Annotated in this window: 23 protein-coding genes and 1 rRNA gene; 7 read left to right on the forward strand and 17 right to left on the reverse strand. The window is 73.7% G+C overall.

Annotation, left to right across the window (positions count from 1 at the left end):
- Positions 1-33 precede the first annotated feature (33 nt).
- From C5507_RS08175 to C5507_RS08190, 4 genes are all read right to left on the reverse strand, one after another.
- Positions 34-426 (reverse strand): TetR family transcriptional regulator, encoded by a 393-nt coding sequence (locus C5507_RS08175; protein ID WP_242611101.1) that lies wholly within the window; start codon positions 424-426, stop codon positions 34-36.
- 79 nt (positions 427-505) lie between these two features.
- Positions 506-913, reverse strand: coding sequence for a helix-turn-helix domain-containing protein (locus tag C5507_RS08180; RefSeq protein WP_104528034.1), 408 nt, complete (start codon positions 911-913; stop codon positions 506-508).
- 173 nt (positions 914-1,086) lie between these two features.
- A complete protein-coding gene (locus C5507_RS08185) occupies positions 1,087-2,136 on the reverse strand; it encodes an IS110 family RNA-guided transposase (RefSeq protein ID WP_207225777.1) in 1,050 nt (349 codons plus the stop codon).
- Positions 2,137-2,388: 252 nt separating this feature from the next.
- A complete protein-coding gene (locus C5507_RS08190) occupies positions 2,389-2,874 on the reverse strand; it encodes a CinA family protein (protein ID WP_104528035.1) in 486 nt (161 codons plus the stop codon).
- 117 nt (positions 2,875-2,991) lie between these two features.
- On the opposite strand from C5507_RS08190, the gene C5507_RS08195 reads away from it, so the two are divergent.
- From C5507_RS08195 to C5507_RS08205, 3 genes are all read left to right on the forward strand, one after another.
- Entirely contained in the window at positions 2,992-3,753 is a 762-nt protein-coding gene (locus C5507_RS08195; RefSeq protein WP_104528036.1) for an AfsR/SARP family transcriptional regulator, read from the forward strand.
- Between the two features lie 93 nt (positions 3,754-3,846).
- Complete coding sequence (locus C5507_RS08200; protein ID WP_104528037.1) at positions 3,847-6,063, forward strand: hypothetical protein; 2,217 nt, start codon at positions 3,847-3,849, stop codon at positions 6,061-6,063.
- Between the two features lie 66 nt (positions 6,064-6,129).
- Complete coding sequence (locus C5507_RS08205) at positions 6,130-6,441, forward strand: hypothetical protein (protein ID WP_130504236.1); 312 nt, start codon at positions 6,130-6,132, stop codon at positions 6,439-6,441.
- A gap of 46 nt (positions 6,442-6,487) precedes the next feature.
- Here the strand turns inward: C5507_RS08205 and pgsA are convergent, their stop codons facing one another.
- The 6 genes from pgsA to nthA all read right to left on the reverse strand — a co-directional run bounded on the left by pgsA (position 6,488) and on the right by nthA (position 13,044).
- Positions 6,488-7,153, reverse strand: a complete 666-nt coding sequence (gene pgsA / locus C5507_RS08210; protein WP_242611102.1) for a CDP-diacylglycerol--glycerol-3-phosphate 3-phosphatidyltransferase — start codon at positions 7,151-7,153, stop codon at positions 6,488-6,490.
- 5 nt (positions 7,154-7,158) lie between these two features.
- Complete coding sequence (locus tag C5507_RS08215) at positions 7,159-8,559, reverse strand: MiaB/RimO family radical SAM methylthiotransferase (RefSeq protein ID WP_242611103.1); 1,401 nt, start codon at positions 8,557-8,559, stop codon at positions 7,159-7,161.
- 213 nt (positions 8,560-8,772) lie between these two features.
- Complete coding sequence (locus C5507_RS08220; protein ID WP_104528041.1) at positions 8,773-11,280, reverse strand: FtsK/SpoIIIE family DNA translocase; 2,508 nt, start codon at positions 11,278-11,280, stop codon at positions 8,773-8,775.
- Between the two features lie 149 nt (positions 11,281-11,429).
- Entirely contained in the window at positions 11,430-11,789 is a 360-nt protein-coding gene (locus C5507_RS08225; RefSeq protein WP_104528042.1) for a nitrile hydratase accessory protein, read from the reverse strand.
- Positions 11,789-12,412, reverse strand: coding sequence for a nitrile hydratase subunit beta (nthB, locus tag C5507_RS08230; protein WP_207225779.1), 624 nt, complete (start codon positions 12,410-12,412; stop codon positions 11,789-11,791). The genes C5507_RS08225 and nthB overlap by 1 nt, the downstream gene beginning before the upstream one ends.
- A gap of 5 nt (positions 12,413-12,417) precedes the next feature.
- Positions 12,418-13,044 carry a nitrile hydratase subunit alpha gene (gene nthA / locus C5507_RS08235; protein ID WP_104528044.1) on the reverse strand — a complete coding sequence of 209 codons (627 nt, stop codon included), beginning with the start codon at positions 13,042-13,044 and terminating at the stop codon, positions 12,418-12,420.
- 285 nt (positions 13,045-13,329) lie between these two features.
- On the opposite strand from nthA, the gene C5507_RS08240 reads away from it, so the two are divergent.
- Positions 13,330-15,261, forward strand: a complete 1,932-nt coding sequence (locus tag C5507_RS08240; RefSeq protein ID WP_104528045.1) for an alpha/beta hydrolase family protein — start codon at positions 13,330-13,332, stop codon at positions 15,259-15,261.
- Positions 15,262-15,433: 172 nt separating this feature from the next.
- Here the strand turns inward: C5507_RS08240 and C5507_RS08245 are convergent, their stop codons facing one another.
- The 5 genes from C5507_RS08245 to thyX all read right to left on the reverse strand — a co-directional run bounded on the left by C5507_RS08245 (position 15,434) and on the right by thyX (position 20,236).
- On the reverse strand, positions 15,434-17,134 hold the full coding sequence (locus C5507_RS08245) for a ribonuclease J (RefSeq protein WP_104528046.1): 1,701 nt from the start codon (positions 17,132-17,134) through the stop codon (positions 15,434-15,436).
- Between the two features lie 14 nt (positions 17,135-17,148).
- A complete protein-coding gene (gene dapA, locus C5507_RS08250; protein ID WP_104528047.1) occupies positions 17,149-18,045 on the reverse strand; it encodes a 4-hydroxy-tetrahydrodipicolinate synthase in 897 nt (298 codons plus the stop codon).
- The gene (locus C5507_RS08255) at positions 18,042-18,605 is read right to left on the reverse strand and encodes a dihydrofolate reductase (RefSeq protein WP_242611104.1); all 564 of its coding nucleotides are present in this window, start codon (positions 18,603-18,605) and stop codon (positions 18,042-18,044) included. The genes dapA and C5507_RS08255 overlap by 4 nt, the downstream gene beginning before the upstream one ends.
- Positions 18,602-19,408 (reverse strand): thymidylate synthase, encoded by an 807-nt coding sequence (locus tag C5507_RS08260; RefSeq protein WP_104528048.1) that lies wholly within the window; start codon positions 19,406-19,408, stop codon positions 18,602-18,604. Before C5507_RS08260 ends, C5507_RS08255 begins: the two co-directional genes overlap by 4 nt.
- A gap of 75 nt (positions 19,409-19,483) precedes the next feature.
- Positions 19,484-20,236, reverse strand: a complete 753-nt coding sequence (gene thyX, locus C5507_RS08265; protein WP_104528049.1) for an FAD-dependent thymidylate synthase — start codon at positions 20,234-20,236, stop codon at positions 19,484-19,486.
- 48 nt (positions 20,237-20,284) lie between these two features.
- On the opposite strand from thyX, the gene C5507_RS08270 reads away from it, so the two are divergent.
- Complete coding sequence (locus C5507_RS08270; RefSeq protein WP_104528050.1) at positions 20,285-20,716, forward strand: YkvA family protein; 432 nt, start codon at positions 20,285-20,287, stop codon at positions 20,714-20,716.
- Here the strand turns inward: C5507_RS08270 and C5507_RS08275 are convergent.
- Complete coding sequence (locus C5507_RS08275) at positions 20,679-21,902, reverse strand: winged helix-turn-helix domain-containing protein (RefSeq protein ID WP_104528051.1); 1,224 nt, start codon at positions 21,900-21,902, stop codon at positions 20,679-20,681. The two genes, C5507_RS08270 and C5507_RS08275, sit on opposite strands and share 38 nt — an antisense overlap.
- A gap of 65 nt (positions 21,903-21,967) precedes the next feature.
- On the opposite strand from C5507_RS08275, the gene C5507_RS08280 reads away from it, so the two are divergent.
- Both C5507_RS08280 and C5507_RS08285 read left to right on the forward strand, forming a co-directional pair.
- Positions 21,968-22,537 carry a GNAT family N-acetyltransferase gene (locus C5507_RS08280; RefSeq protein ID WP_104528052.1) on the forward strand — a complete coding sequence of 190 codons (570 nt, stop codon included), beginning with the start codon at positions 21,968-21,970 and terminating at the stop codon, positions 22,535-22,537.
- Positions 22,534-23,199 (forward strand): DUF2461 domain-containing protein, encoded by a 666-nt coding sequence (locus C5507_RS08285; RefSeq protein ID WP_104528053.1) that lies wholly within the window; start codon positions 22,534-22,536, stop codon positions 23,197-23,199. Before C5507_RS08280 ends, C5507_RS08285 begins: the two co-directional genes overlap by 4 nt.
- Positions 23,200-23,383: 184 nt before the next feature.
- On the opposite strand, the gene rrf is transcribed toward C5507_RS08285, so the two are convergent.
- A 5S ribosomal RNA gene (gene rrf / locus C5507_RS08290) occupies positions 23,384-23,496 on the reverse strand; the annotation flags it as partial.

Genomic DNA, 23,496 nt, shown 5'->3' on the forward strand with positions numbered 1-23,496 from the left:
CGCGCGTCTGCCGAAGCGGGTCGCGGGCGGAATTCAGGCGCCGGCGGGCGCGACCGCGGCCAGCACCGCCGCCTGACGCCGTCGTCCGGTGGTGCGCCCGGGCTGCACGACGACGCCGACGAGCCACCGGCCGGCCAGCTCGGCCGCGTCGGCGTCGACGTGCAGCATCCCGCCCAGCCACGCCGTCAGCTGCGCCCAGTGCTCCCCGTCGGCGCCCAGCAGCACGGCCAGCTGCTCCGGCTCCGCATCGGCCAGCCGGCGCAGCACGGGGTGGGTGGCGAGCTCGTCGGCGAGGACGGCCGGGGCCGACGAGGCCAGGGTCCTCAGCCGGTCCAGCTCCGCGGCCAGCAGCGCCCGGACGACGTCGTCCAACGTGGGGAAGTAGTCGTAGAGCGTGGCCTTGGCGACGCCGGCCTCGGCGGCCACCGACTGCATGGTGCTGCGCCGCAACCCGTGCGCGGCGAAGGCGCGGGCGCGCCGGCCAGCAGTTCGGCGCGGGTGCGGTTCAGGCGGCGAGGGAGACCGCGTCGCCCTGACGACGCGCGGCACGACCCTGCGCGCCCGCACCGACCAGCGCGAGCGCAGGCTCGGCGGCCGGGGCGCCCTGCTCGGCGGCAGCGGCGGGCTCGGCCTCGCGGTTCTCGCCAGGGGCGGCGAGCGGCCGGACGTCGGCTCCGGCGGCGGCGACCCGCAGTTCCAGGCTCACCTCGGCCAGCAGGTCGGCCAGCTCCAGCTCGAGGGCGTCGCAGATGGAGGCGAGCAGCTCCGAGGAGGCCTCCTTCTGGCCGCGCTCCACCTCGGAGAGGTAGCCGAGGCTGACCCGGGCGGCCCCGGAGACGTCGCGCAACGTGCGGTGCTGACGCAGCCGGTGGCCGCGCAGCGTGTATCCGAGCTGGGTGCGCAGCAGCGTCATGGCCGTCTCCTGTCCTGCCTGCGGGGAAGCGGCGGTGCCGTCAGGCACCGTGCGCTCACGGTACGCGGCGCGCGCACCGTCAGCCCACCGACGGGCCCGAGTCCGCTCATGGCGTAACGCCGATGCGGGCCGTCGCCTTCCACGGGGCACGGCCGGGACGCTCCTATGCCGCGTCAAGGGTTGTGTGTGGGCTTTCGAGTCGTCGGTAGAGCTCGCGGGCCACGTAGCGCTTGAGGCAGCGCTTGATCTCGCGGTCGGTCTTGCCTTGTGCTCGCCGGCGGTCGGCGTAGGCGCGGGTGCGCTCGTCTCGTTGCAGCCGGCAAAGGACGACGGTGTGCAGCCCTGTTGAGTTGGCGGTCACCGGAGCGGTTGAGCCGGTAGCGCACGGTCTTGCCCGAGGACGCCGGGATGGGGGCGGTGCCGGCGAGCATCGCGAACGCGGCGTCGTTGCGGCAGCGGCCCGGGTGGGACCAGGCGGTGAGCACGGTGGCCGCGATGATGGGGCCGACCCCGGTGAGCTCGAGCAAATCGGGCCGCCAGGACCGCACGATGGTGCGGATGGACTTCTCGTGGTCGAGCGCCTCGGTTTCGAGGAAGCGGATGCGGCGGGCCAGGTCGTGGAGCACGGTCAGCGCGGTGACGGTTTCGATGTCTCCGTTGCTGGCGCCCGGCCGCAGTTTGACGGCGGTGGTGATCATCGCGCGGGTGGTCTGGCCGCGGAACCGGGCGCGCACCGGCTCCGGGCTGGTGATGATCATGGCCAGCAGTTGCCGCTGAGCGGCGGTGGCGGCCTCCACCGCGGCTCGGCGGGCGGTCAGGAGCATCTGCAGTGCCGCCCGCTCGGGCCCGGTCTTGGGCTGGGCCAGCCGAGTGCGGGCAAGCGCGTCGCGGGCGGCGCGTTCGGCGTCGATCGGGTCGGACTTCGCTCCGGCCCGTCGAGCGGGGCGCTTGGGCCGGTCGAGTTCGACGACCAGCTCCTCGGCGTCGCCCAGGTGGCGGGCCAGGCCGGCGCCGTAGCCGCCGGTGCCCTCCATCGCCCACGCCCGCAGCCCGGAGTGCTGCTCGGCCAGTGCGACCAGCTCGGCGTAGCCGTCAGGATCGGCGGCGACCGTCGTTCGGGCCAGCACCGCACCGGTCCGGGCATCAACCACCGCGGCGGTGTGTGTCTGGCTGTGGGTGTCGACGCCGATGACGACCTCGACCAGCTCTGCCAGCATGGACATGCGTTCTCTCCTCACCAGATGGGACGCAGCAGGCCCCGGTCCGGTGCGGAGATGGCAGGACTGTGATGAGACACGTCAGCGGCAACTGGCGGTCAAGCTCCTGATCAGGCCAACGTCTCCGGCCGGGCCGGTGCCGGCAGCAGCAGGCGGACAAGTCCCGGCAAAGGCACGAGGCCAGTCAGAGCAAGGGTCACGCCCGCTGCCGCCAGCTGTCAGCCCATCACCGATGAACCGACCCGGCCAGCCTCACAGTCAGCGCAGCCGGGCCAGCAGCGCCTCGATGGCGGCGACGACCGACGAGGCGCGGACCGTGTTCCGGTCGCCGAGAAGGGCCAGCTCGACGACGTCGGTGCGCGTCCCGTCGGAGACGCCCAGGTAGACGCGTCCCGGCGGGTGGCCGTCGACCGGGTCGGGGCCGGCCACGCCGGTGAGCCCGACCCCCCAGGTCGCCCCGCAGCGCACCCGGACGCCTTCGGCCAGGGCTTGCGCGGTCTCCGCTGCGACCGGTCCGTGGGCGGCGAGGAGGTCCTCCGGCACGCCGGCGAGCGCCGCCTTGAGATCAGTGGCGTACACGACCACGCCGCCCCGCAGCGTGGCGCTGGCGCCGGGGACCGAGGCCAGGGTCGCGCATAACAGCCCGGCGGTCAGCGACTCGGCGGCGGCCACCGTCTGCCCGCGGTCCAGCAGGGCGCGGTGCAGCCGGACGGCCGGTCCGGACGGCGGGGAGGGGGCGGTCACCGGAGCATCCTCGCCGCTCCCGCGCACCGGCGCCTTCCTCGCAGCACTCCGGAACACTAGAGTCCGCTCCCGTCATCCCCGTGGGGGAAACGAGCTCCCAGCCCCGGGAGGCGCGGGATGCACGCGTTCGTCGACGATGCCCGCCGTGCCGGTCCGTCCCCGCGCGCGCCGGTCGTGCGCGTGCTCGGCGGCCTGTCCCTCACCGTCGCGGACCGCACGATCGCCGTCCCGCCCGGGAGCCGGCGCCTGCTGGCCTACCTCGCGCTGCACCCGGCCGGGGTGGACCGCCGCTCCACCGCGGGCGTGCTGTGGCCCTCGGTGACCGACGGCCGCGCGGGCGGCAACCTGCGCTCGGCGCTGTGGCGGCTGCAGCAGGTCGGCTGCCCGCTGGTGCGCTGCGAACGCTTCACGCTCAGCCTGGACGACGCGGTGCGGGTGGACCTGCGCGAGCTCGAGGCGTGGGGCGACCGGGTCCTCGACGGCTCCGCGACCGCGGCCGACCTGGCCGTGCCGCCCGGTCCGGTCGCCGATCTGGCGCTGCTGCCGGGGTGGTACGACGACTGGGTCCTGGTCCTGCGCGAGCGGCTCGCCCTGCGGGTTCTGCACGCCCTCGAGGCGCTGGGCCGGCTGCTGCAGGCCGCCGGTCGGGCCGAGGCCGCCGTCGAGGCCGTCCAGGTCGCCGTGCTCGTCGACCCGCTGCGGGAAAGCGGCCAGCGGGCCCTCATCGAGGCCCACCAGGCGGCCGGCGACTGGGCGGCGGCCCGCCGGCAGTACGACAGCTTCCGCGGGATGCTGCGCCGCGAGATCGGGGTGGAGCCCAGCGCCGAGCTGACCGCGGTGGCCACCGGGCGGAGGCCGGTTCCTGCGACGCGGCTGTGACGCCTCGGTGACGGGATGGCTGCCACCGTGCCCGCGCACCCGTCGTCGGGGACCAGCAGGCGGGTGAGACCACCGCTCGAGGAGCTGATCGCAATGACCGTTGTCGAACCCAACGCCGCACCGATGACCGCAGACGGGGACGGGACCATGCCGGCGCTCCCCGGCGACGCCGCCATGGTGGAAGACGACGCGATGACGAGGAGCGGCGCCGATACCGTCGCGGACCCCGGGGCCGCGGCGGGGAACGGCGGCGGGGGCGTCGGCACCGCGGTGGAGGACTGGCTGGCCGGCCAGACGCCGACGGGCGCACGGATCCCGATCACCCCGATCCCCATCCCGGACCGCCCGGTCCTCCCCGTGCGGATGCGTCAGGTCAGCGGCTGCTACCGCTCCCCGGCCGGGGGTTTCCAGCTCGAGCTACGGGTGGACGTCGACGGTCGCCGTCCGCTGAAGAAGCTCAGCGGTGACTACTTCAGCGCCTCGGGGGCGACGCTCGGTTACTTCGGCTCGTGGACCGTCGACGGGGTCACCACGTCGGTCTCCAACGGCGCGCTGGTGGCCGTGGGCACGGCCCGGTGCACCTGGCCCACCACCTACACGGTCGCCCGGGTGACCATCCCGCGGCGCACCGTGTTCCAGGCGCCCGCGCCGGCCACCATCCAGTGGTGCACGCCGAGCGGCGCGGTCGGCGCCACGTACGTGTGCGCGCCCGCGGGGACGGCGATGCGCGTCGTGGAGCTCGAGCAGGACGTCGAGGCCGGCGTCACCCCGTTCGCCTCCTACGACACCGGCTCGCTGACCAGCGGCGGCCCGGCCCGCACCCTCACCGCGGCCACCGCCTACGGGGAGGCGGGCATCCAGGTGCTCGACACCGGCGGCACCACCACCCTCGCGACCGCCGCCGGGCACGTGTGGAACAACGCCAGCCTGCACGGCGCCATGACCGCGCACTTCTCCCGGTGGCAGGAACGGGCGCAGTTCAAGGTCTGGCTGCTGCACGCCCAGCGGCACGAGCTGGGCACCGGGCTGCGCGGCATCATGTTCGACCAGCAGGGCCTCCAGCGGCAGGGCTGCGCGAGCTTCTACCAGGTCATCCAGGCCGGGACACCGCAGAACCTGCGCGAGCAGCTCTACGTCGCGGTGCACGAGCTGGGGCACTGCTTCAACCTGTTCCACTCGTTCCACAAGTCGTTCATGACCCCGCCGCTGCCGAACCGGCCCGGCTCCCTGTCGTGGATGAACTACCCGCAGAACTACAACCCCGGAGGCGGGGCGCCCAGCGGCGCAGCCGCCTTCTGGGGCGCCTTCCCGTTCCAGTTCGACGACCTCGAGCTGGCGCACCTGCGGCACGGGTTCCGGGACAACGTGATCATGGGCGGGACGCCGTTCGGCAGCGGAGCCGCGCTCGAGATGCCCGCGCAGCCGCCCGACCCGGTGTCCGACACCAGCGGCCTGCGACTGCGGCTGCGCACCTCGCCCGCTCGCCCGGTCCTCGGCACCCCGGTCGTCCTGGAGCTGGAGCTGACCGTCGACCGTGGCCAGCTGGTGCACCCGGCCGAGCTCCTGCACCCGAAGTACGGGATCGTGCAGGTGACGATCAGCCGGCCCAAGGGCGACACGGTCGTCCACCGCCCGCCGGTGCTGCACTGCGCGGAGCCGGAGCTGGTGGCCGCCCGGCCGGGACAGGTCCTCCCGGCCAGCGCGTACATCGGCTACGACGCCGCTGTCGGGCAGGTCTTCGAGGACCCGGGCACCTACCGGATCCGGGCCACCTACACCGCTCCGGACGGCTCCGTCGTCGTCTCCGACAGCGCCATGGTCCGGGTCTGGGGAGCCGGCGGCGCCGAGGACGGCGCCGTGGCCGAGCTGCTGCTCGGCGACGAGGTGGGCATGGCCATGACCCTGCTCGGCAGTGACGCACCGTCGCTGGCGACCGGCATGGAGTCGCTCCAGGAGATCGCCGAGGAGCACGGCGACCACCCGGACGCCGTCTACGCCCGGCTGGCGCTCGGCATCAACGCCGCCCGCCCGTACACCGCGGTCGCGCCCGACGGGTCGGTCGCGGTGCGGGACCGTGATCTGGACCGGGCCGACGCCCTGCTCCAACCGGCGATCGACGCCTCCCGCGGCAGGGACGGCCTGGACGACCTCACGCTGCTCCAGGTCATGGGATACCTCGCCCGCAGCCACGCGGCCGAGGGCGACCGTCACGGGGCGCGCGAGCTGCGCAGGGACGCCGGCCGGCTGGCCGCGGACAAGCAGCTGCCCGACGCCGCGCTGACCGTGCTGGACGAGGGCGAGGACGGCTGAGGGGTGGCCGACGGGGCCGGGAGCGAGCATCCCGCTCCCGGCCCCGGAGGCGGCACCATTACCACCATGACGGAGCCGGCGGTGCTGGAGCTCGGGACGGGCTTCCGGGACGATGAGGTGACCGTGCTGCTCGACGGCCGCGAGGTGTGGTCGGGCGGCGGGATCACGACCGACTACTCCATCGGCCTGGCCGCGGTCGTCCCGCTGCCCGGACCGGTCGACGGGCAGCCGCTGCTGGAGGTGCGGGTGGGCAGCCGTGCCCGCGGCGCGGAGCGCCTGCCCGGGCCCGCCGCGGCCGGCCCGGTTCGGCTGCGCTGTGACCTGGACCCGGCCGGTGCCATGGCGCTCGGCACGGCACCCGAGGGGCCGATGTTCTGAGGACCCGCCGGTCGCGGACCCCGTACCCGACCGGCGGGGTGGCGGCTCAGGCGGCGGTGTCGGTGCGGGTGCCGGTGCTCGGCCCTGCGGCGCGGCGGGCGGTCGCGGCACGCATCGCGCGGGCGCTGGTCTGGCGCAGCGTGACGGCGCGGTAGACGTAGTCGAGGCCGGACAGCACCGTGAGCACCACGGCCACGGCCATGACCCACCAGCGGGCCGAGGCCATCAGGCCGCTCAGCGGCAGGATGTAGAGGGCGATGGCCAGCGCCTGGACGACGGTCTTCGCCTTGCCGCCCCGGCTGGCCGCGATCACCCCGTGGCGGATGACCCAGAAGCGCAGCAGGGTGACCCCTACCTCGCGGACCAGGATCACCGCCGTGACCCACCAGGGCAGGAACGCGAGCACGGAGAGCCCGATGAGCGCCGTGCCGGTGAGCGCCTTGTCGGCGATCGGGTCGGCCAGCTTGCCGAACTCGGTCACCTGGCCGGTGCGCCGCGCGATCTGCCCGTCGTACCGGTCGGTGATGATGGCCAGCCCGAAGACCAGCGTCGCCCAGTAGCGGCCGGCGTCGTCCAGCCCGTCGTCCTTGAGCAGGAGCACGGCGAACACCGGGACGACGGCCAGCCGAAGCACGGTCAGGGCGTTGGGGAGGTTGACCAGCTTGGCCGACTGCGGCGGGGTCGCTGCAGGGTCGGGGGCGACGTCGGTCACCGCGCTCACCGCCCGGCCGGCGTGACGGCGGGCACGAGCACGCGCGCCACCAGGTCGATGCCGTCGGTGCCCACGACCTCGGCGGTGACCAGCCGGCCGGCGACCGCGCCGTCGGGGACGCCGGTGACCGTGGTGGTGCCGTCGGAGTCGGGGTCCTGGTGGGCGGCGTGGCCGAGCCAGGTGCCGGGGCCCTCGTCGTCGGCGAGGTCCTCGGTGAGCAGGACCTCGACCCGGTCGCCGATCCGGTCCTCCGCCCGCTGGGCGGTCAGCTCCTCGACGAGGTCGGTGACCCGCCGGACGCGCGCGTCGATCTCGGCCTGGTCGAGCTTTCCGGGCAGCCGCATGGCCTCGGTGCCCTCCTCGTCGGAGTAGCCGAAGACACCGACCGCGTCCAGGCGGCCCTCGGTGAGGAAGCGCTCCAGCTCCGCGACGTCCTCCTCGGTCTCCCCCGGGAAGCCGAGGATGACGTTGGTGCGGAACCCGGCGTCGGGGGCCAGGCTACGGGCGCGCTCGATGGTGCGCAGGAAGTCCTCGGTGCCGCCGAACCGGCGCATGCGGCGCAGCAGCGTGGGCGAGGAGTGCTGGAAGGACAGGTCGAAGTACGGGGCGATGCCCCCGCCGCCGCCGGCGATGAGCTCCAGCAGCCCGGGGCGCAGCTCCGCCGGCTGCAGGTACGCGACGCGCACGCGGACGACGCCCTCGACCGCGGCCAGCTCGGGGAGCAGCTTCTCCAGGGAGCGGAGGTCGCCCAGGTCCTTGCCGTAGGACGTGGAGTTCTCGCTGACCAGCACCAGCTCGGTGACGCCCTGGGAGGCCAGCCACTGCGCCTCGCCGAGCACCTCGGCCGGCGGCCGGGACACGAATGCGCCGCGGAAGGTGGGGATGGCGCAGAAGGAGCAGCGCCGGTCGCAGCCGGAGGCCAGCTTCAGCGCTGCCGTCGGGCCGGAGGCCAGCCGCTTGCGGCGCAGCCAGTCGTGCCCGGGGATGGCCGGCGAGTCCGACGCCGCGACGGCGGCGGTGCGCTGGACGGGGCTGATCGGCAGGAGCGTGCGGCGGTCGCGCGGGGTGTGCGGCACCAGGGGACGACCGGACAGGACGTCGTCGAGCCGGCCGCCGATGTCGGCGTAGTCGTCGAAGCCCAGGACGGTGGCCTCGGGCAGCGCCCCGGCCAGTTCCGAGCCGTACCGCTCGGCCATGCAGCCGACCGCGACGACGGAGGCACCGGAGTCGGTGGCGGCCAGGATCGCGTCGACCGAGTCCTTCTTGGCCGTCTCGATGAAGCCGCAGGTGTTGACCAGGACGGCGTCGGCGCCGTCGGCGTCGTCGACGAGCTGGTAGCCCTCGGCGGCCAGGCGGCCGGCCAGCTCTTCGGAGTCGACCTCGTTGCGGGCACATCCGAGCGTCACCACCGCCACGGTCCGGGCATGGTCGGGCGCGGCTGTCACCCGGCCATCGTAGTCGCCGGATGCGATGTCCCCACCGCTCGGCGGGGTGATCCGGGTGAGGTCTCCCCCACTGCCCGCTCGCCCCTCTGCGCGGCCGCCGACGTGATCAGGCCGCGCCGCCGCGGAGGGTGAGCCGGGCGACGACCTCGCCCCTCTGCGCGGCCGCCGACGTGATCAGGCCGCGCCGCCGCGGAGTGTGAACAGCACGGACTCCAGCTCGTCGGGCTTGATGAGGACGTCGCGGGCCTTGGAACCCTCGGAGGGGCCGACGATGCCGCGGCTCTCCATGAGGTCCATGAGCCGGCCGGCCTTGGCGAAGCCGACCCGCAGCTTGCGCTGCAGCATCGACGTCGAGCCGAACTGGCTGGTGACGATGAGCTCCACGGCCTGCACGAGCAGGTCGAGGTCGCCGCCGATGTCCTCGTCGATCTCCTTCTGCTCGCCGGCCGCGCTGCCGGCGGAGAAGACCTCCTCGCGGTACTCGGGCTCGGCCTGGCGCTTGCTGAACTCGACGACCGCCTCGATCTCGGCGTCGGAGACGAAGGCACCCTGGACGCGCATCGGCTTGCCGGCGCCGATCGGCATGAAGAGCGCGTCGCCCATGCCGATGAGCTTCTCCGCACCCGGCTGGTCGAGGATGACCCGGCTGTCGGTGAGGCTGGAGGTCGAGAAGGCCAGGCGCGAGGGCACGTTGGCCTTGATCAGGCCGGTGACGACGTCGACCGACGGGCGCTGCGTGGCCAGGATCAGGTGGATGCCCGCGGCACGGGCCTTCTGGGTGATCCGGACGATGTGCTCCTCGACGTCCCGCGGGGCGACCATCATCAGGTCGGCGAGCTCGTCGACGATCGCCAGGATGTAGGGGTAGCGGCGGTAGACCCGCTCGCTGCCCGGCGGGACGGTGATCTCGCCCTTGTCCACCTTGCGGTTGAAGTCGTCGATGTGGCGCACACCGGTGGACTTCATGTCCTGGTAGCGCTGCTCCATCTCCTCGACCAGCCAGGCCAGCGCGGTGGCGGCCTTCTTGGGGTCGGTGATGATCGGCGTGATCAGGTGCGGGATGCCGTCGTAGGGCGTGAGCTCGACCATCTTGGGGTCGACCAGGATCATCCGCAGCTGGTCGGGGGTCGCGCGCAGCAGCAGCGAGGTCAGGATCGAGTTGACGCAGCTGGACTTACCGGCACCGGTGGCACCGGCCACCAGCAGGTGCGGCATCTTCGCCAGGTTGGCGCAGACGAAGCCGCCCTCGATGTCCTTGCCGAGGCCGACCAGCATCGGGTGCGGGTCCTGCTTGGCGGCCTGCGAGCGCAGCACGTCGCCGAGGCTGACCTTCTCGCGGTCGGTGTTGGGCACCTCGATGCCGACGGCGGACTTGCCGGGGATCGGGGCCAGGATCCGGATGTTGTCGTTGGCCACCGCGTAGGCCATGTTGCGGGTCAGCGCGGTGATCTTCTCGACCTTGACGCCCTGGCCGAGCTCCACCTCGTAGCGGGTGACCGTCGGGCCGCGGGTGAAGCCGGTGACGGCGGCGTCGATGTTGAACTGGTCGAGCACGCCGCTGATCGCCTCGATGGCGACGTCGTTGGCCTTGGACCGGGCCCGCGGCGGGTCGCCGGGCCGCAGCATGGACAGCGCCGGGAGGACGTAGTCGCCCTCGACCGGCTGGATGGAGAGCTGCTCCGGCTCGGTGATCGGCGGCAGCTCCTCGGGCGGGGAGGTGCGGTCCACGATCGGCGGTCGGGCGGCCGGTACCGGCGGCGGGGACGCCAGCACGGTGTGCTCGGGGTCGGTCGTGCGGGTGGCCTCGGGAGCCTCCGCGTAGGCGCCGTGGTCGATCGGGCCGGTGGTGAGCAGGTCCTCCGACAGGGAGCGACGGCGACGGCCCTCGGGTGCGGGCTCCTCGTCCTCCTCGTCGTCGTACTCGTCGTAGTCCTCGTCGTAGTCCTCCCGGCCCAGCAGCCGGTCGGTGAACTCGCGCAGCCGCTCGGGGATCTGGTGGACCGGCGTGGCGGTGATGACGAGAAGGCCGAAGAAGGCCAGCAGGAACAGCAGGACGACGGTGACGACGGCGCCGAGCCCGGCGACCAGGGGCGTGCCGACGGCCCAGCCGACCAGCCCGCCAGAGCCCGGACGGCCTTCCTGCGGGTTGGCCGGCGAACCGAGCACCTGGGCGACGCCGAGGATCGAGGCGATCGCGCAGAGCCAGCCGATGGCCAGGCGACCGCGCGCCTCCGGGCGCGGTCCGCGGCGTAGCAGCCGAAGTGCGGCGAAGAACAGGACGACGGGCAGCGCCATCACGAGCGAGCCGATGACCCAGCGGACCCCACCGGTCAGGGCGGCCCCGACCGGGCCGATGCCGTCGCTCCACGCGGCCGCCCCGAGCACGATCGCCAGGCCGAGGACGGCCAGGCCGACCCCGTCACGGCGGTGCTCCGGGGCGAGCGGCTCGGCCTCCTCCGGCCGGGCGACCGACCGGGCCAGCCCGCCGGCCCCCCGGGCGAGCAGGTTCCACCCCCCGCTGGCGATCCGCCAGAAACCGGGACCGGACGGCTGCTTCTTCTTGGCGGCCGGACGGCGATTGGGAGCGCGCTTGGCGGGCGGCCGCTTCTTGCTCGCCGCCGTCGATCCGGACCGGCTGCGGGTGGCGGCCGGCCGGCGCGTCGACGTGGTGCGGGCAGGCATGCGTCAGACGGTAATCCCGACAAGGGCCCGGGACGGCCAGGCCGGGTGTCGTGTCCCGCACGCGGCGTCCGTCTTCCGACCCGACTGCCGCCGGACCGGCCCGTCGGACGTGCCCGGGGAGCGGCGCATCCGGTCGGCACCCCCGTCGATCACAACTCGATCGGCATCCCGTGCGGCGTGCGGGCGGCGGCCTCGTGCCAGGCTCTCGTCGCCCGCTCCATGTCCTCCTGGGTCGCGATGCCCCGGTTGCGGAGCATCTCTGCCAGCGCGTCGGCCCAGCGCTCGTAGTAGTCGCTGCCGTCGGGCCGGCCACCGGAGACATGCCGCCCCAGGGTGCGTGCCCACTCCGACCACGAGAACGCACCCGCCTCGTGCAGGGTCACGGTCATCGCGAAGACCTGCGCCTGCCAGGGAGCGGCGAAGACCTGCTCGCTGGGCGGCGGCAGCGGCAGCTCGGCACCCGCAGCCGCGGAGATGCGCGCCAGCGTCCCCGCGGCGGTCGTGTCCATCAGGCGGCCTCCAGATAGGGCTCCCAGGCGTCGATCGACACGGTGACGGTCGGGTCGGCGCCCTCGCCCCAGAGCTCACCCGCGCTGAAATCGACGGTGTAGAGCCATTCGGGGGCGGGGTCCGGCTCCTGGCCGAGCGGCACTGCATTGCGATCGGGGAAGACGTGCGCACCACGGACCGCGAGCACGGTGCCGACACGGCCGCGCGCATAGCGGGGAAGACGCGTGTGCCCGCTCGGGTTGATGGTGCGGGTCCGCACCCGCTGCCCCGCCCGGAAGACCGGCCCGGTCCCGATGGGGCGCTCGTAGCTGGACCGTGACGAGAACAGCCCGGTGAGTTCCTCGGCGGTGCGTGCCCTCAGGCCCTCCCGGTCCAGGAGCTCGAGCTCGCGGACCGCGCGCTCCACCGCGAGGAACCAGATGCGGTAGTAGCTGCTGGTCAGGTACTCGGCCGGGGACAGGGACTCGCGCTCGTGCCGCATCTGGTCGATGTTCCAGAGCCCGAGTGCACCCAGTGCCAGCGTGATGGCGAAGGCGCGCCTCTCCCACTCGTCGTGGAACGGGGGTTCGCCGGGCTCCGCGGTGACCGGTCCGAACCCCTGCATGCCCCCCGTGTCGTGCACGCCGTTCACCGCGCGGCTCCCGACGGGGCGTGGACGAGCCCGGTGCCGATCATGCTGTCCCGGGTCACGAGCTCGGCCAGTTGCCCCTCGCTCATGCCGTCCGTCCCCTCAGGGCGCACCGGGATGACCAGGTAGCGCATCTCCGCCGTCGAGTCCCAGACCTTGATCTGGGTTCCCTCGGGCAACGAGACGCCGAAGTCCGCCAGCACCCCGCGCGGGTCGATCACCACCTTCGAACGGTAGGCCGGCGACTTGTACCAGACCGGCGGGAGCCCGAGCACGGGCCACGGGTAGCACGAGCAGAGGGTGCACACCACCATGTTGTGCCGCTCCGGGGTGTTCTCCAGGGCGACCATGTGCTCCCCCTGGCGCCCCACGTGCCCGAGCGAGGCGATGGCGGCGTCCGCGTCCTCGAGCAGCCACCGCCGGTACTCCGCGTCCGTCCAGGCCTTGGCGACGACCTGGGCACCGTTGTGCGGACCGACCTCCTTCTCGTAGCGCTCCACCACGGCGTCCAGGGCGGCCCGGTCCACCAGACCCTTCTCGGTCAGCAGGGTCTCGAGCGCGCGGACCCTCGCGTCCATCTCGGACAGCTCGCTGTACTGCGGGTGGTCGTGGTCGTGGTCGTCCATAGGTGGTCCGGGGCCCGGGACCGCTCGGCGGCCCCATCGCCCCATCCCCCTTTCCGCTCGGAGGTGCGCCCGGCCCCGGTCGACCGTCCATCCTGGTCGGGAGACCGTGGCCTGCCACGGGCACTGCGGCTCCGGCCGTCGCGGGGCATCCACCTGCCTGCCTGGAACGGCGCCCGGACGCCACCGTGGATCCACGCTAGTGGCCGGTTCCCGGTCCGGCCACAGGTCCGGACCCGGTCCCGGCAAGCGCCGACCACCAGGATGGCCCCGGCTACCGTCACGGCCATGAGCGCCCCGCGCCCCCACGGCAGCTGGCCCACGCCCCTCACCTCGGAGCTCGTCGTCCGGTCGGCCGCCCGCCTCGAGGAGGTGGTCGTCGACGGCGACGAGGTCTGGTGGGCCGAGTCGCGCCCCGCCGAGGGCGGCCGCACGGTGCTCGTGCGGCGCACCCCGGACGGCGTGGTGACCGACGCCCTCCCGGCGCCGTTCGACGCCCGCACCCGGGTCCACGAGTACGGCGGCGGCGCGTGGACGGTGTCTCGCGGCGTCCTGTGGTTCACGAACCACTCGGACCAGCGGCTGTACCGAATCGGCACCGACGGCGGATCCCCCGTCGCCGTGACCGCGGAGCCGGCGATCCCAGCGGGTGCCCGTCACGCCGACCTGCGGGTCACCCCCGACGGCGTGCTGGCGGTGCGCGAGACGCATACCGCCTCCGGTGCCGCCGCGGAGGTGGTCGACGAGATCGTGCGGGTGTCGGCCGACGGCTGCTCCGAGGTGCTGGTGAGCGGCCCGGACTTCGTCTCCGACCCGCGGCTCTCCCCCGACGGCTCCTCGCTGGCCTGGCTGCAATGGAACCACCCCAGGATGCCCTGGGACGCCGCGCAGCTGGTCGTCCGGTCGGGTGACGGTAACGAGATGGTCGTGTCCGGCGGCCCCGGGGAATCGGTGGTGCAGCCGACGTGGGGGCCGGACGGCTCGCTGTGGTTCCTCTGCGACCGCACCGATGTCTGGTCCCTCTACCGGCGACGCCCCGACGGCGGGACGGAGCTGGTCCTGGACGTCGGCAGCGACATCGCCGGTCCGCAGTGGCGGTTCGACCTGAGCCGGTACGCGCTGCTGGACGACGGCCGGATCGCGCTGGCCTACGGCCGCGACGGCGCCGACCGGCTCGCGGTCCTCTCTCCCGGCGGCGAGCTCCGCGAGTTCGACCTGCCGTACACCTCGTTCGGCTTCGTACGCGCGCAGGGGACCCGGATCGTCTGCGCGGCCGGCGGCCCGGCGGCCGAGCGGGTGGTGCTGTCGGTCGACGCCGACAGCGGAGCCGTCGAGGTGCTGCGCCCGGCGCGCGACCTCGGGCTGGACCCGGCGTGGTTCGCGCGGCCGGAGTTCGTCACCTTCCCGACGCCGGACGACGGCACCGGCATCGCTGCGGCGCACGCCGTCGTCTACCCGCCGACCAACCCGGACGTGACCCCGGACGGCGGGTTGCCACCGCTGATCGTCATGGTCCACGGCGGCCCCACGTCCAGCCACGACCGCGTGCTCAACCTCGAGATCCAGTACTTCACGTCCCGCGGCTTCTGCGTCGCCCACGTCGACTACCGCGGCTCCACCGGCTACGGCCGCCGCTACCGCGACGCGCTGCAGGGGCGGTGGGGCGTCGTGGACCTCGACGACGTGGTCGCCTGCGCCCGGCACCTGGCCGACCGCGGCCGGGTGGCCCCGTCGCGGATGGCCATCCGCGGCGGCTCGGCCGGCGGCTACACGGTGCTCGCGGCGCTCAGCATGCGCCCGGGGGTGTTCACCGCCGGGGCCAGCCACTTCGGCGTGGCCGACCTCGCGGCGCTGGCCGCCGAGACGCACAAGTTCGAGTCGCGCTACCTCGACGGGCTGGTCGCGCCCTGGCCCGAAGGCGCGGACGTCTACGCCGAGCGGTCACCCGTCAACCACGTCGGCACCCTGGACACCCCGCTCGCCGTCTTCCAGGGCGAGGAGGACGCCGTCGTCCCGCCGTCGCAGGCCGAGGCGATCGTCGCCGCGCTGCGGGACAGGGGCGTGCCGCACGCCTACCTGCTCTTCCCCGGCGAGCAGCACGGCTTCCGGAAGGCGGAGAACATCCGCGCCGCCCTGGACGGCGAGCTGTCGTTCTACGCCCAGGTCTGGGGCTTCGCGTTGCCCGCCGACGAGGGCATCGCGCCGATCATGATCAGGTGACCTGATCGCGCAGCGTCCTGCCTCACCGCCGACGCTGAGGGAGGACGCTCGCTGATCTCAGGTCACCTGATCCCCGCGCACCGACGATGAGGGCCGGAAGGTGACCGCACGGCCCCCTCCACGGGCGTGGGCTCGAGGGTCCGGCCCGACCCCTCGGCGGAGGTCGGGACCGTCAGACCTCGAGGACGGTCGGGATGATCATCGGGCGGCGGCGGTGCTTGTCCGACACCCACTTGCCCACCGTGCGTCGGATGATCTGCGACATCCGGTGCGCGTCGACGTCGTCGTCCTGCAGCGCCCGGCGCAGGTTGTCCTCCACCAGGCGGAGCACCTCGTCGAACGCCGACGGGTCGTCGGAGAAGCCCTTCGTCGACAGGTGCACCGGTCGCACGATCGTGCGGGTGGACGGCTCGACCACCACGGTCAGCGCGACGAAGCCCTCGTCGCCGAGGATGCGACGGGCCTGCAGCGACTCCTCGCCGACGTCACCGACGTTCAGCCCGTCGACGTACACGTTGCCGATCGGCACCGAGCCGACGATGGTCGCCTTGCCGTCGACGAGGTCGACGACGACGCCGTCCTCGGCCAGCAGGATGCGGTCGGTGGCCATGCCCGTCTCCTCGGCGAGCTTGGCGTGCGCCCGCAGGTGCCGCCACTCGCCGTGCACGGGCATCAGGTAGCGCGGCTTGGCGACGTTCAGCAGCGTGCGCAGCTCACCGGCCGGCGCGTGCCCGGAGACGTGCACCCGCGCCGTCTCCTTGTGCACCACGGTCGCGCCGAGGCGGGCCAGCCCGTTGATGACCTTGTAGACCGCGGTCTCGTTGCCCGGCACCAGCGACGAGGCGAGGACGACGGTGTCGCCGGCCTCGATGGTGACCTGGTGGTGGTCGCCGCGAGCCATGCGTCCCAGCGCGGACAGCGGCTCGCCCTGCGACCCGGTGCTGACCAGCACGACCTGCTCCGCCGGCATCTTCGCGGCGTCGTCCAGGGAGACCATCAGGCCGGGCGCCACACGCAGCAGCCCCAGGTCGCGGGCCACACCCATGTTGCGGACCATCGAGCGGCCCACCAGCGCCACCTTGCGGCCGTGCTTGTCGGCGCAGTCGAGCACCTGTTGGATGCGGTGCACGTGGCTGGCGAAGCTGGAGACGATCAGCCGCTGCGAGGCGCGGGCGAAGACGTCGTCGAGCACCGGGCCGATGGACCGCTCCGGGGTGACGAAGCCGGGCACCTCGGCGTTGGTGGAGTCGGCCAGCAGCAGGTCGATGCCCTCGACGCCGAGCCGCGCGAAGGCGCCCAGGTCGGTGAGGACGCCGTCGAGCGGCAGCTGGTCCATCTTGAAGTCGCCGGTGTGCACCAGCACGCCCGCCGGGGTGTGCACCGCGACGGCCAGCGCGTCGGGGATCGAGTGGTTCACCGAGATGAACTCGCAGTGGAACGGCCCGGCCAGGTGGTCGTCGCCGGCGGCGACCTCCACCAGCGTCGCGTCCAGCCGGTGCTCGCGCAGCTTGGCCGCGACGAGCGCGAGGGTGAACCGCGAGCCGACCAGCGGGATGTCCTCGCGCATGCGCAGCAGGTACGGGATGGCCCCGATGTGGTCCTCGTGCCCGTGGGTCAGCACGACGGCGACGACGTCGTCGAGGCGGTGCTCGATGACGCCGAAGTCCGGCAGGATCAGGTCGACGCCCGGCTGGTCGGCCTCGGGGAACAGGACGCCGCAGTCGATGACCAGCAGCTTTCCGTCGAACTCGAGCACGGCCATGTTGCGGCCGATCTCGCCGAGGCCGCCGAGGGCCATGACGCGCAGGCCACCCTCGGGCAGCGGCGGCGGCGCCTTGAGGTCCAGATGGGGCTGGGTGACCTGACCACTCACGACGTCGTCGCCTCTCAGAGGTGGACCCCGCCGGCGGCGAGGTCTGCGCGCAGCTGCGCGATCTGTTCGGGCGTGGCATCGACCAGCGGGGGCCGCACGGGACCGGCCGGGAGGCCGAGTTCGCGCAGCGCTGCCTTGGTCAGGATCACGCCCTGGGTCCGGAAGATGCCGGTGTAGACCGGCAGCAGGCTCTCGTTGATCGAGCGCGCGGTGGCCAGGTCGCCCGCCTCGACGGCGGCGACCAGCTCGGCCAGGCGCGGACCGACGAGGTGGCTGACGACGCTGACGACGCCGACGCCGCCCAGCGCCAGGATCGGGAGATTCAGCATGTCCTCGCCGCTGTAGTAGGCGAGGTCGGTGCGGGCCAGCGTCCAGGCGAGGTCGCCGAGGTTTCCCTTGGCGTCCTTGACCGCCACGATCCGCGGGTGCTCGGCGGCGCGCACGAGGGTCTCCACCTCGATCGGCAGGCCGGTGCGCACCGGGATGTCGTAGAGCATCACCGGCAGGTCGGTGCTGTCGGCGATCGAGGTGAAGTGCCGCAGCAGCCCGGCCTGCGGCGGCCGGTTGTAGTACGGGGTGACGACCAGCAGACCGTGGGCGCCGAGCCGCTCGGCCGACCGCGCCTTGTCGATGGAGTGGGCCGTGTCGTTGGTGCCCACGCCGGCGACCACGGTGGCGCGGTCGCCCACCGCGTCCAGCACGACCTCGAGGACGGCGTGCTGCTCGGCGTCGCTCATGGTGGGCGACTCACCCGTCGTCCCGAAGACGACCAGCCCGTCGTTGCCGCCGCGGTCGACCAGGTGGGCCGCGAGCTGCTGGGCCCCGGACAGGTCGATCGAACCGTCCTCGGCGAGCGGGGTGACCATCGCCGTCAGGACGCGCCCGAACGGACGGGCGGGGTCGGTGGTCATGACGAGGAATCTACCGAGCCGCGCGCCGACGTCTCGCCGAGCCCACGGCGCACGTACTCCGAGACCGCGTAGCGCAGGCCGGCCGCCGATGTCGACCACCCGCTGTCCGGCGTCCGAGACGACCGCGTCCAGCTCCCGTCCAGCGCCGGAGCCCAGGTGTCGCCCTCGACCGCGACGTCGACGTCGGTCACGACCAGCCGGTCGGCGTGCGGCAGGAAGGCCGCGTAGACCGCTCCCCCACCGATCACCCAGCACGAGGGGTGCTCGTCGAGCGCCTGCTGCACCGACGTCGCCGGGCGGGCGCCGTCGGCGGACCACCCGCGGCGGGAGGTGAGCACTACGTTGAGCCGGCCGGGCAGCGGCCGGAACCGCTCGGGCAGCGACTCCCAGGTGCGCCGGCCCATCACGACCGTCGAACCGGTGGTCAGCCGGCGGAACAGCGCCAGATCCTCGGGCAGGTGCCAGGGCAGCCCGCCGTCGGCGCCGATCACGCCGCCGCGGCCCTGGGCCCAGACCATCCCGATGCCGTGCTGCCCCTGCGGGCCTCCGGACCCGGTCACACCGCCACGGCTGCCCGGATCGCCGGGTGGTGCCGGTAGTCGGCGACCGCGAAATGCTCGAAGGTGTAGTCGAACAGGCTCGGCGCGGGCGCCAGCTCCAGCGTCGGGAAGGGCAGCACCTCGCGGGAGAGCTGCTCGCGCACCTGGTCGACGTGGTTGCTGTAGATGTGGCAGTCCCCGCCGACCCACACGAAGTCACCCGGCTGGAGCCCGACCTGGTCGGCGAGCATGCGGGTCAGCAGCGCGTAGCTGGCGATGTTGAAGGGGACGCCGAGGAACATGTCGGCGCTGCGCTGGTAGAGCTGGCAGGAGAGCTTGCCGTCGGCGACGTAGAACTGGAAGAACGCGTGGCAGGGGGCCAGCGCCATGTCCGGCAGCGCGGCGACGTTCCACGCGGAGACGATCATGCGCCGGGAGTCGGGGTCGGTGCGCAGCGTCTGGAGCAGGTCGGCGATCTGGTCGACCTGCCGCCCGTCCGGCGTCGGCCAGGACCGCCACTGGACCCCGTAGACCGGGCCCAGCTCGCCCTCGGGTGAGGCCCACTCGTCCCAGATGGTGACGCCGTTGTCCCGCAGCCAGCCGACGTTGCTCTCGCCGCGCAGGAACCACAGCAGCTCCACGGCGACCGAGCGGAAGTGCACCTTCTTGGTCGTCACCAGCGGGAAGGTCTCCGACAGGTCGTACCGCAGCCGCTCGCCGAACAGGCTCACCGTGCCGGTGCCGGTGCGGTCCTGCTTCGGCGTCCCCTGCTCCAGGATCCGCCGCAGGAGGTCTTCGTACTGGGTGTCGATCGCGGCTGCCACGGTCCGAGCCTACGACCGCCTGCCGACAGCGCCGGAAGGGCAGCGACGGAGGTGCCGGGAGGTGCCGACGAGGCGTCAGCCCTCGGTGACGAACGGGCTCGCAGCCACCTGGGTGCCGTCGGCCAGCACGCTGACCCGGAAGTCGCCGAACACGTTGCCCGCGACCCGCTGCAGCTCGCGCAGGCAGGCGACCGCCAGCTCCCGCATCTCCACGTCGGCGTGCTCGCTGGCGCGCATGGCGATGAAGTGCCGCCAGGCCCGGTAGTTGCCCGTGACGACGATGCGCGTCTCGGTCGCGTTGGGCAGCACCGCGCGGGCCGCCTGGCGGGCCTGCTTGCGGCGCAGCCCCGCGTTGGGTACGTCGGCGAGGCGCCGTTCCAGCCCCTCGAGCAGCGCGGCGTAGGCGGCGGCGGCGGCCTCGGTGGCGGCGAGGAACCGCGCGTGCAGCTCCGGGTCCTCGGCGATCACGGCCGGCTCGACGACGGCGGCGTCGTCCTCGGGGACGTAGCGCTGGGAGAGCTGGCTGTAGGAGAAGTGCCGGTGCCGCACCAACTCGTGGGTCAGCGACCGCGAGATGCCGGTCAGGTACATGGTGACGCTGCCGTGCTCGAGCACCGAGAGGTGCCCGACCTCGAGGATGTGCCGCAGGTAGCCGGCGTTGGTGGCCGTGGCGGGCACGGGCTTGTCCCAGGACTGGTAGCAGGCCCGGCCGGCGAACTCGGCGAGCGCCTGGCCGCCGTCGACGTCGGTCTCCCACGGCACGTCCACCGGCGGGGTGAACTGCGTCTGCGCGATGACCTGGACCCGGAGCGGCGCGACCTCTGGCACGCACCGAGCCTACGGCCGGGGGTCTCCGCTCCCGGCACACTGACGGGCGTGGACGGGGGCCGGGTGCTGCTCGCGGTCGCCGGTGGACTGCTGCTGGTCTGGCTGGCGCTGCTCGCCGCCCTCTGGCGGACCCGCCCGGACGGGCTGACCGTCCGCGACGGCCTGCGCCTGCTCCCCGACGTCGTGCGGCTCGTCCGACGGCTCGCCGCCGACCGTGGCCTCCCCCGGCGCCTGCGGGTCCGGCTGTGGCTGCTGCTGGGCTACCTGCTGTCGCCGATCGACCTCGTCCCCGACGTCGTGCCGGTCCTGGGGTACGCCGACGACGTGGTGGTCGTCGCGTGGGCGCTGCGCTCGGTGGTCCGCTGCGCCGGCGACGACGCCACGGCGCGGCACTGGCCGGGCGAGCCGGCCGGGCTGGCGGTGGTGCGCCGGCTTGCCGGGTTCAGCCCGGGGACGACGGACTCCGCAGCGCGCCGCTGAGCCCGGGCCACAGATCGCCCCGCTCGGCGACGGCGACGTCGCCGAGGTCCATCCAGGCCGCCATCAGCCGCAGCTCCCCGGCCAGCGCGGCGGCGACCGCGGATCGCTCGACCCCCTCCTCGGCGTGCGCGGCCTGCACCCGCAGGACACCGGCCTGCCGGTCGGCCTTGAGGTCGACCCGGGCGACGAGCCGGTCGCCCAGGAGGAAGGGCAGCACGTAGTAGCCGTGCACCCGCTTGGCCGCCGGCGTGTAGATCTCCAGCCGGTAGCGGAAGCCGAAGATGCGCTCCACGCGCGGTCGCTCCCACACCAGCGAGTCGAACGGGCTCAGCAGGGCCTGCGCCCGGATCCACCGGGGACGGCGGGCCGCCGGGTCCAGGTAGGCCGGGCGCCCCCAGCCGGCGACCTCGACCGGCTGGAGCTCCCCGGCGTCGGTCAGTTCGGCGATCGCCGTCCTCGCGTCGGCAGGGCTGAGGCGGAAGTAGTCGCGCAGGTCGGTCTCGGTGGCCACGCCCAGGGCTCGCGCGGCGGTGCGGACCAGCTCCCGGACGGCGTCGGCCCGCGGTGGGGTGGACGCCTCCAGGGCGTGGCGGGGCAGGACACGCTCGGGCAGGTCGTAGACCCGCTCGAAGCCGGCGGTCCGCGCGGTGGCGGTGAGCGCGCCGGTGAAGAACAGGTACTCCAGCGCGGCCTTGCCCGCGTGCCAGTTCCACATGCTCCCGGGGCGGTTGGGGCGCTCCTCCTGCAGCTGGCTGGCCTTGAGCGGGCCGTCGGCGCGGACCCGGTCCAGCAGCGCGGCGACGTACTCGGGCCGTTCGCGCTGCACCCGGGTCATCGAGCCCCACGCCTCCTGGTCGGCGGCGGCCATGCGCCAGCGGAGGAACGGGTGCAGGCGCGCCGGGAGGAACGACGCCTCGTGCGCCCAGTACTCGAACAGCTCGTGCCGCTGGTTGGAGAGCGCATCCAGCGACGGTCGCGGGTAGGGGCCGAGCCGGCTGAAGGCGGGCAGGTAGTGCGAGCGGGACAGCACGTTCACCGAGTCGATCTGCACCACCGCCAGCCGATCGGTGAGCCGGCGCAACTGGCGTGTGCCGATCGCGGTGGCCGGTCGTGGCTCGGCGAACCCCTGCGCCGCGAGAGCGATGCGCCTGGCCAGCGCGGCGGGCAGCCGTTCGACAGCGGTCACGTCGTCGCATCCTGCCTGCCGGGTACGACGTCGGCGGCCCGGAGCTGGGCACATACGCTGCTGGGGTGACCTCGCTGCCGCCCTTCCCCCGCCTCACGGGGTCGGCCGACGTCTCCGTCCGCCCCGCCCGTCCCGCCGACGCCGCGGCGATCGCCCGGGTGCAGGGCACCACCTGGCGGACGGCGTACCGCGCGGTCCTCCCGGCGGCCGTCCTCGACGACTGGGACGCCGACGGGGTCACCGCCTCGTGGGCCGCCGCGATCGCCGCACCGCCCACCCCGCGGTACCGCGTGCTGGTCGCGCTCGAGCGGGACGAGGTGGTGGGGTTCGCGGCCGTCGCGCCGGTCGAGGACGATCCGGCGGCCGCCGAGCTGGGCCCGTTGCTGGTGGAGCCGCGATGGGGGCGGCGCGGCCACGGCAGCCGGCTGCTGGCCGCGGTCGCCGATCACGCCTCCGCGGACGGCGTGGTGGAGCTGCAGGCGTGGTTGCTCGAGACCGATCGCGTCTCGGCGGACTTCTTCGAGTCCGCGGGCTGGGCAGCCGACGGCTGGGCGCGGACGCTGGAGACCGGAGACGAACCGCTGCGGGAAGTGCGCTGGCACGCCGCGCTGGAGCAGGAGGACGAGGGCCGATGAGCTTCGGCGGCTTCCCCGACGAGGGGCTGGTCTTCTACGAGGGCCTGGAGGCCGACAACAGCAAGACCTACTGGACGGCGCACCGCGCGGCGTACGAGGCCTCCGTGCGCGCCCCCATGACTGCGCTGGTCGAGGAGCTGGCGCCGGAGTTCGGCGCGGCCAAGGTGTTCCGGCCCTACCGGGACGTGCGCTTCAGCCACGACAAGACCCCGTACAAGACGCACCAGGGTGCGGTCGTCACGCCCGAGGGCCGCGGCGCGGGTTCCTGGTACGTGCAGATCTCCGCCGAAGGACTGGTCGCTTCCGGCGGGTGCTGGCGTCTGGAGTCCGACCAGGTCGCGCGGTACCGCCGTGCGGTTGCCGACGACGTGCAGGGGCCGCGGCTGGCATCGGAGGTGGACCGCCTGCAGGCCGGCGGGTGGGAGATCGAGGGGGACCGCCTGGTCCGCGTCCCGGCCGGCTTCTCCGCCGACGACGACAGCATCGACCTGCTGAAGCACCGGTCCCTGTACGCCACGCGCCACTGGACGCCCGAGGAGTGGCTGCACACGCCGGCTGCCCTCGACCGCGTCCGCGAGTCGTGGCGGGATCTCGTGACGCTCAATGCGTGGTTCGCCGACAACGTCGGCGCGACGACGAAGGAGGCGCGTCCTCGCCGCTGACGAGGACCCGCGGGCCGCAGGACGCTCCGGCGCTTCGTGCACTTTCCGCCCGGCAGCTCGTGCGCTTTCTGCCCGACAGTTCGTGCGCCTTCCGCCCGGCGGCTCGTGTGCTTTCCGCCGGGGGGCGTCCGGGAATGGCGAAGGGGCCCCAGCACGGATGCTGGGGCCCCTTCGGTGAAAGTATGTCCGGCGGTGTCCTACTCTCCCACCCCGTCTCCAGGGCAGTACCATCGGCGCTGAGAGGCTTAGCTTCCGGGTTCGGAATGTGACCGGGCGTTTCCCTCTCGCCATGACCGC

The sequence above is a fragment of the Blastococcus saxobsidens genome (assembly GCF_002938435.1).
Taxonomy (GTDB): Bacteria; Actinomycetota; Actinomycetes; order Mycobacteriales; family Geodermatophilaceae; genus Blastococcus; species Blastococcus saxobsidens.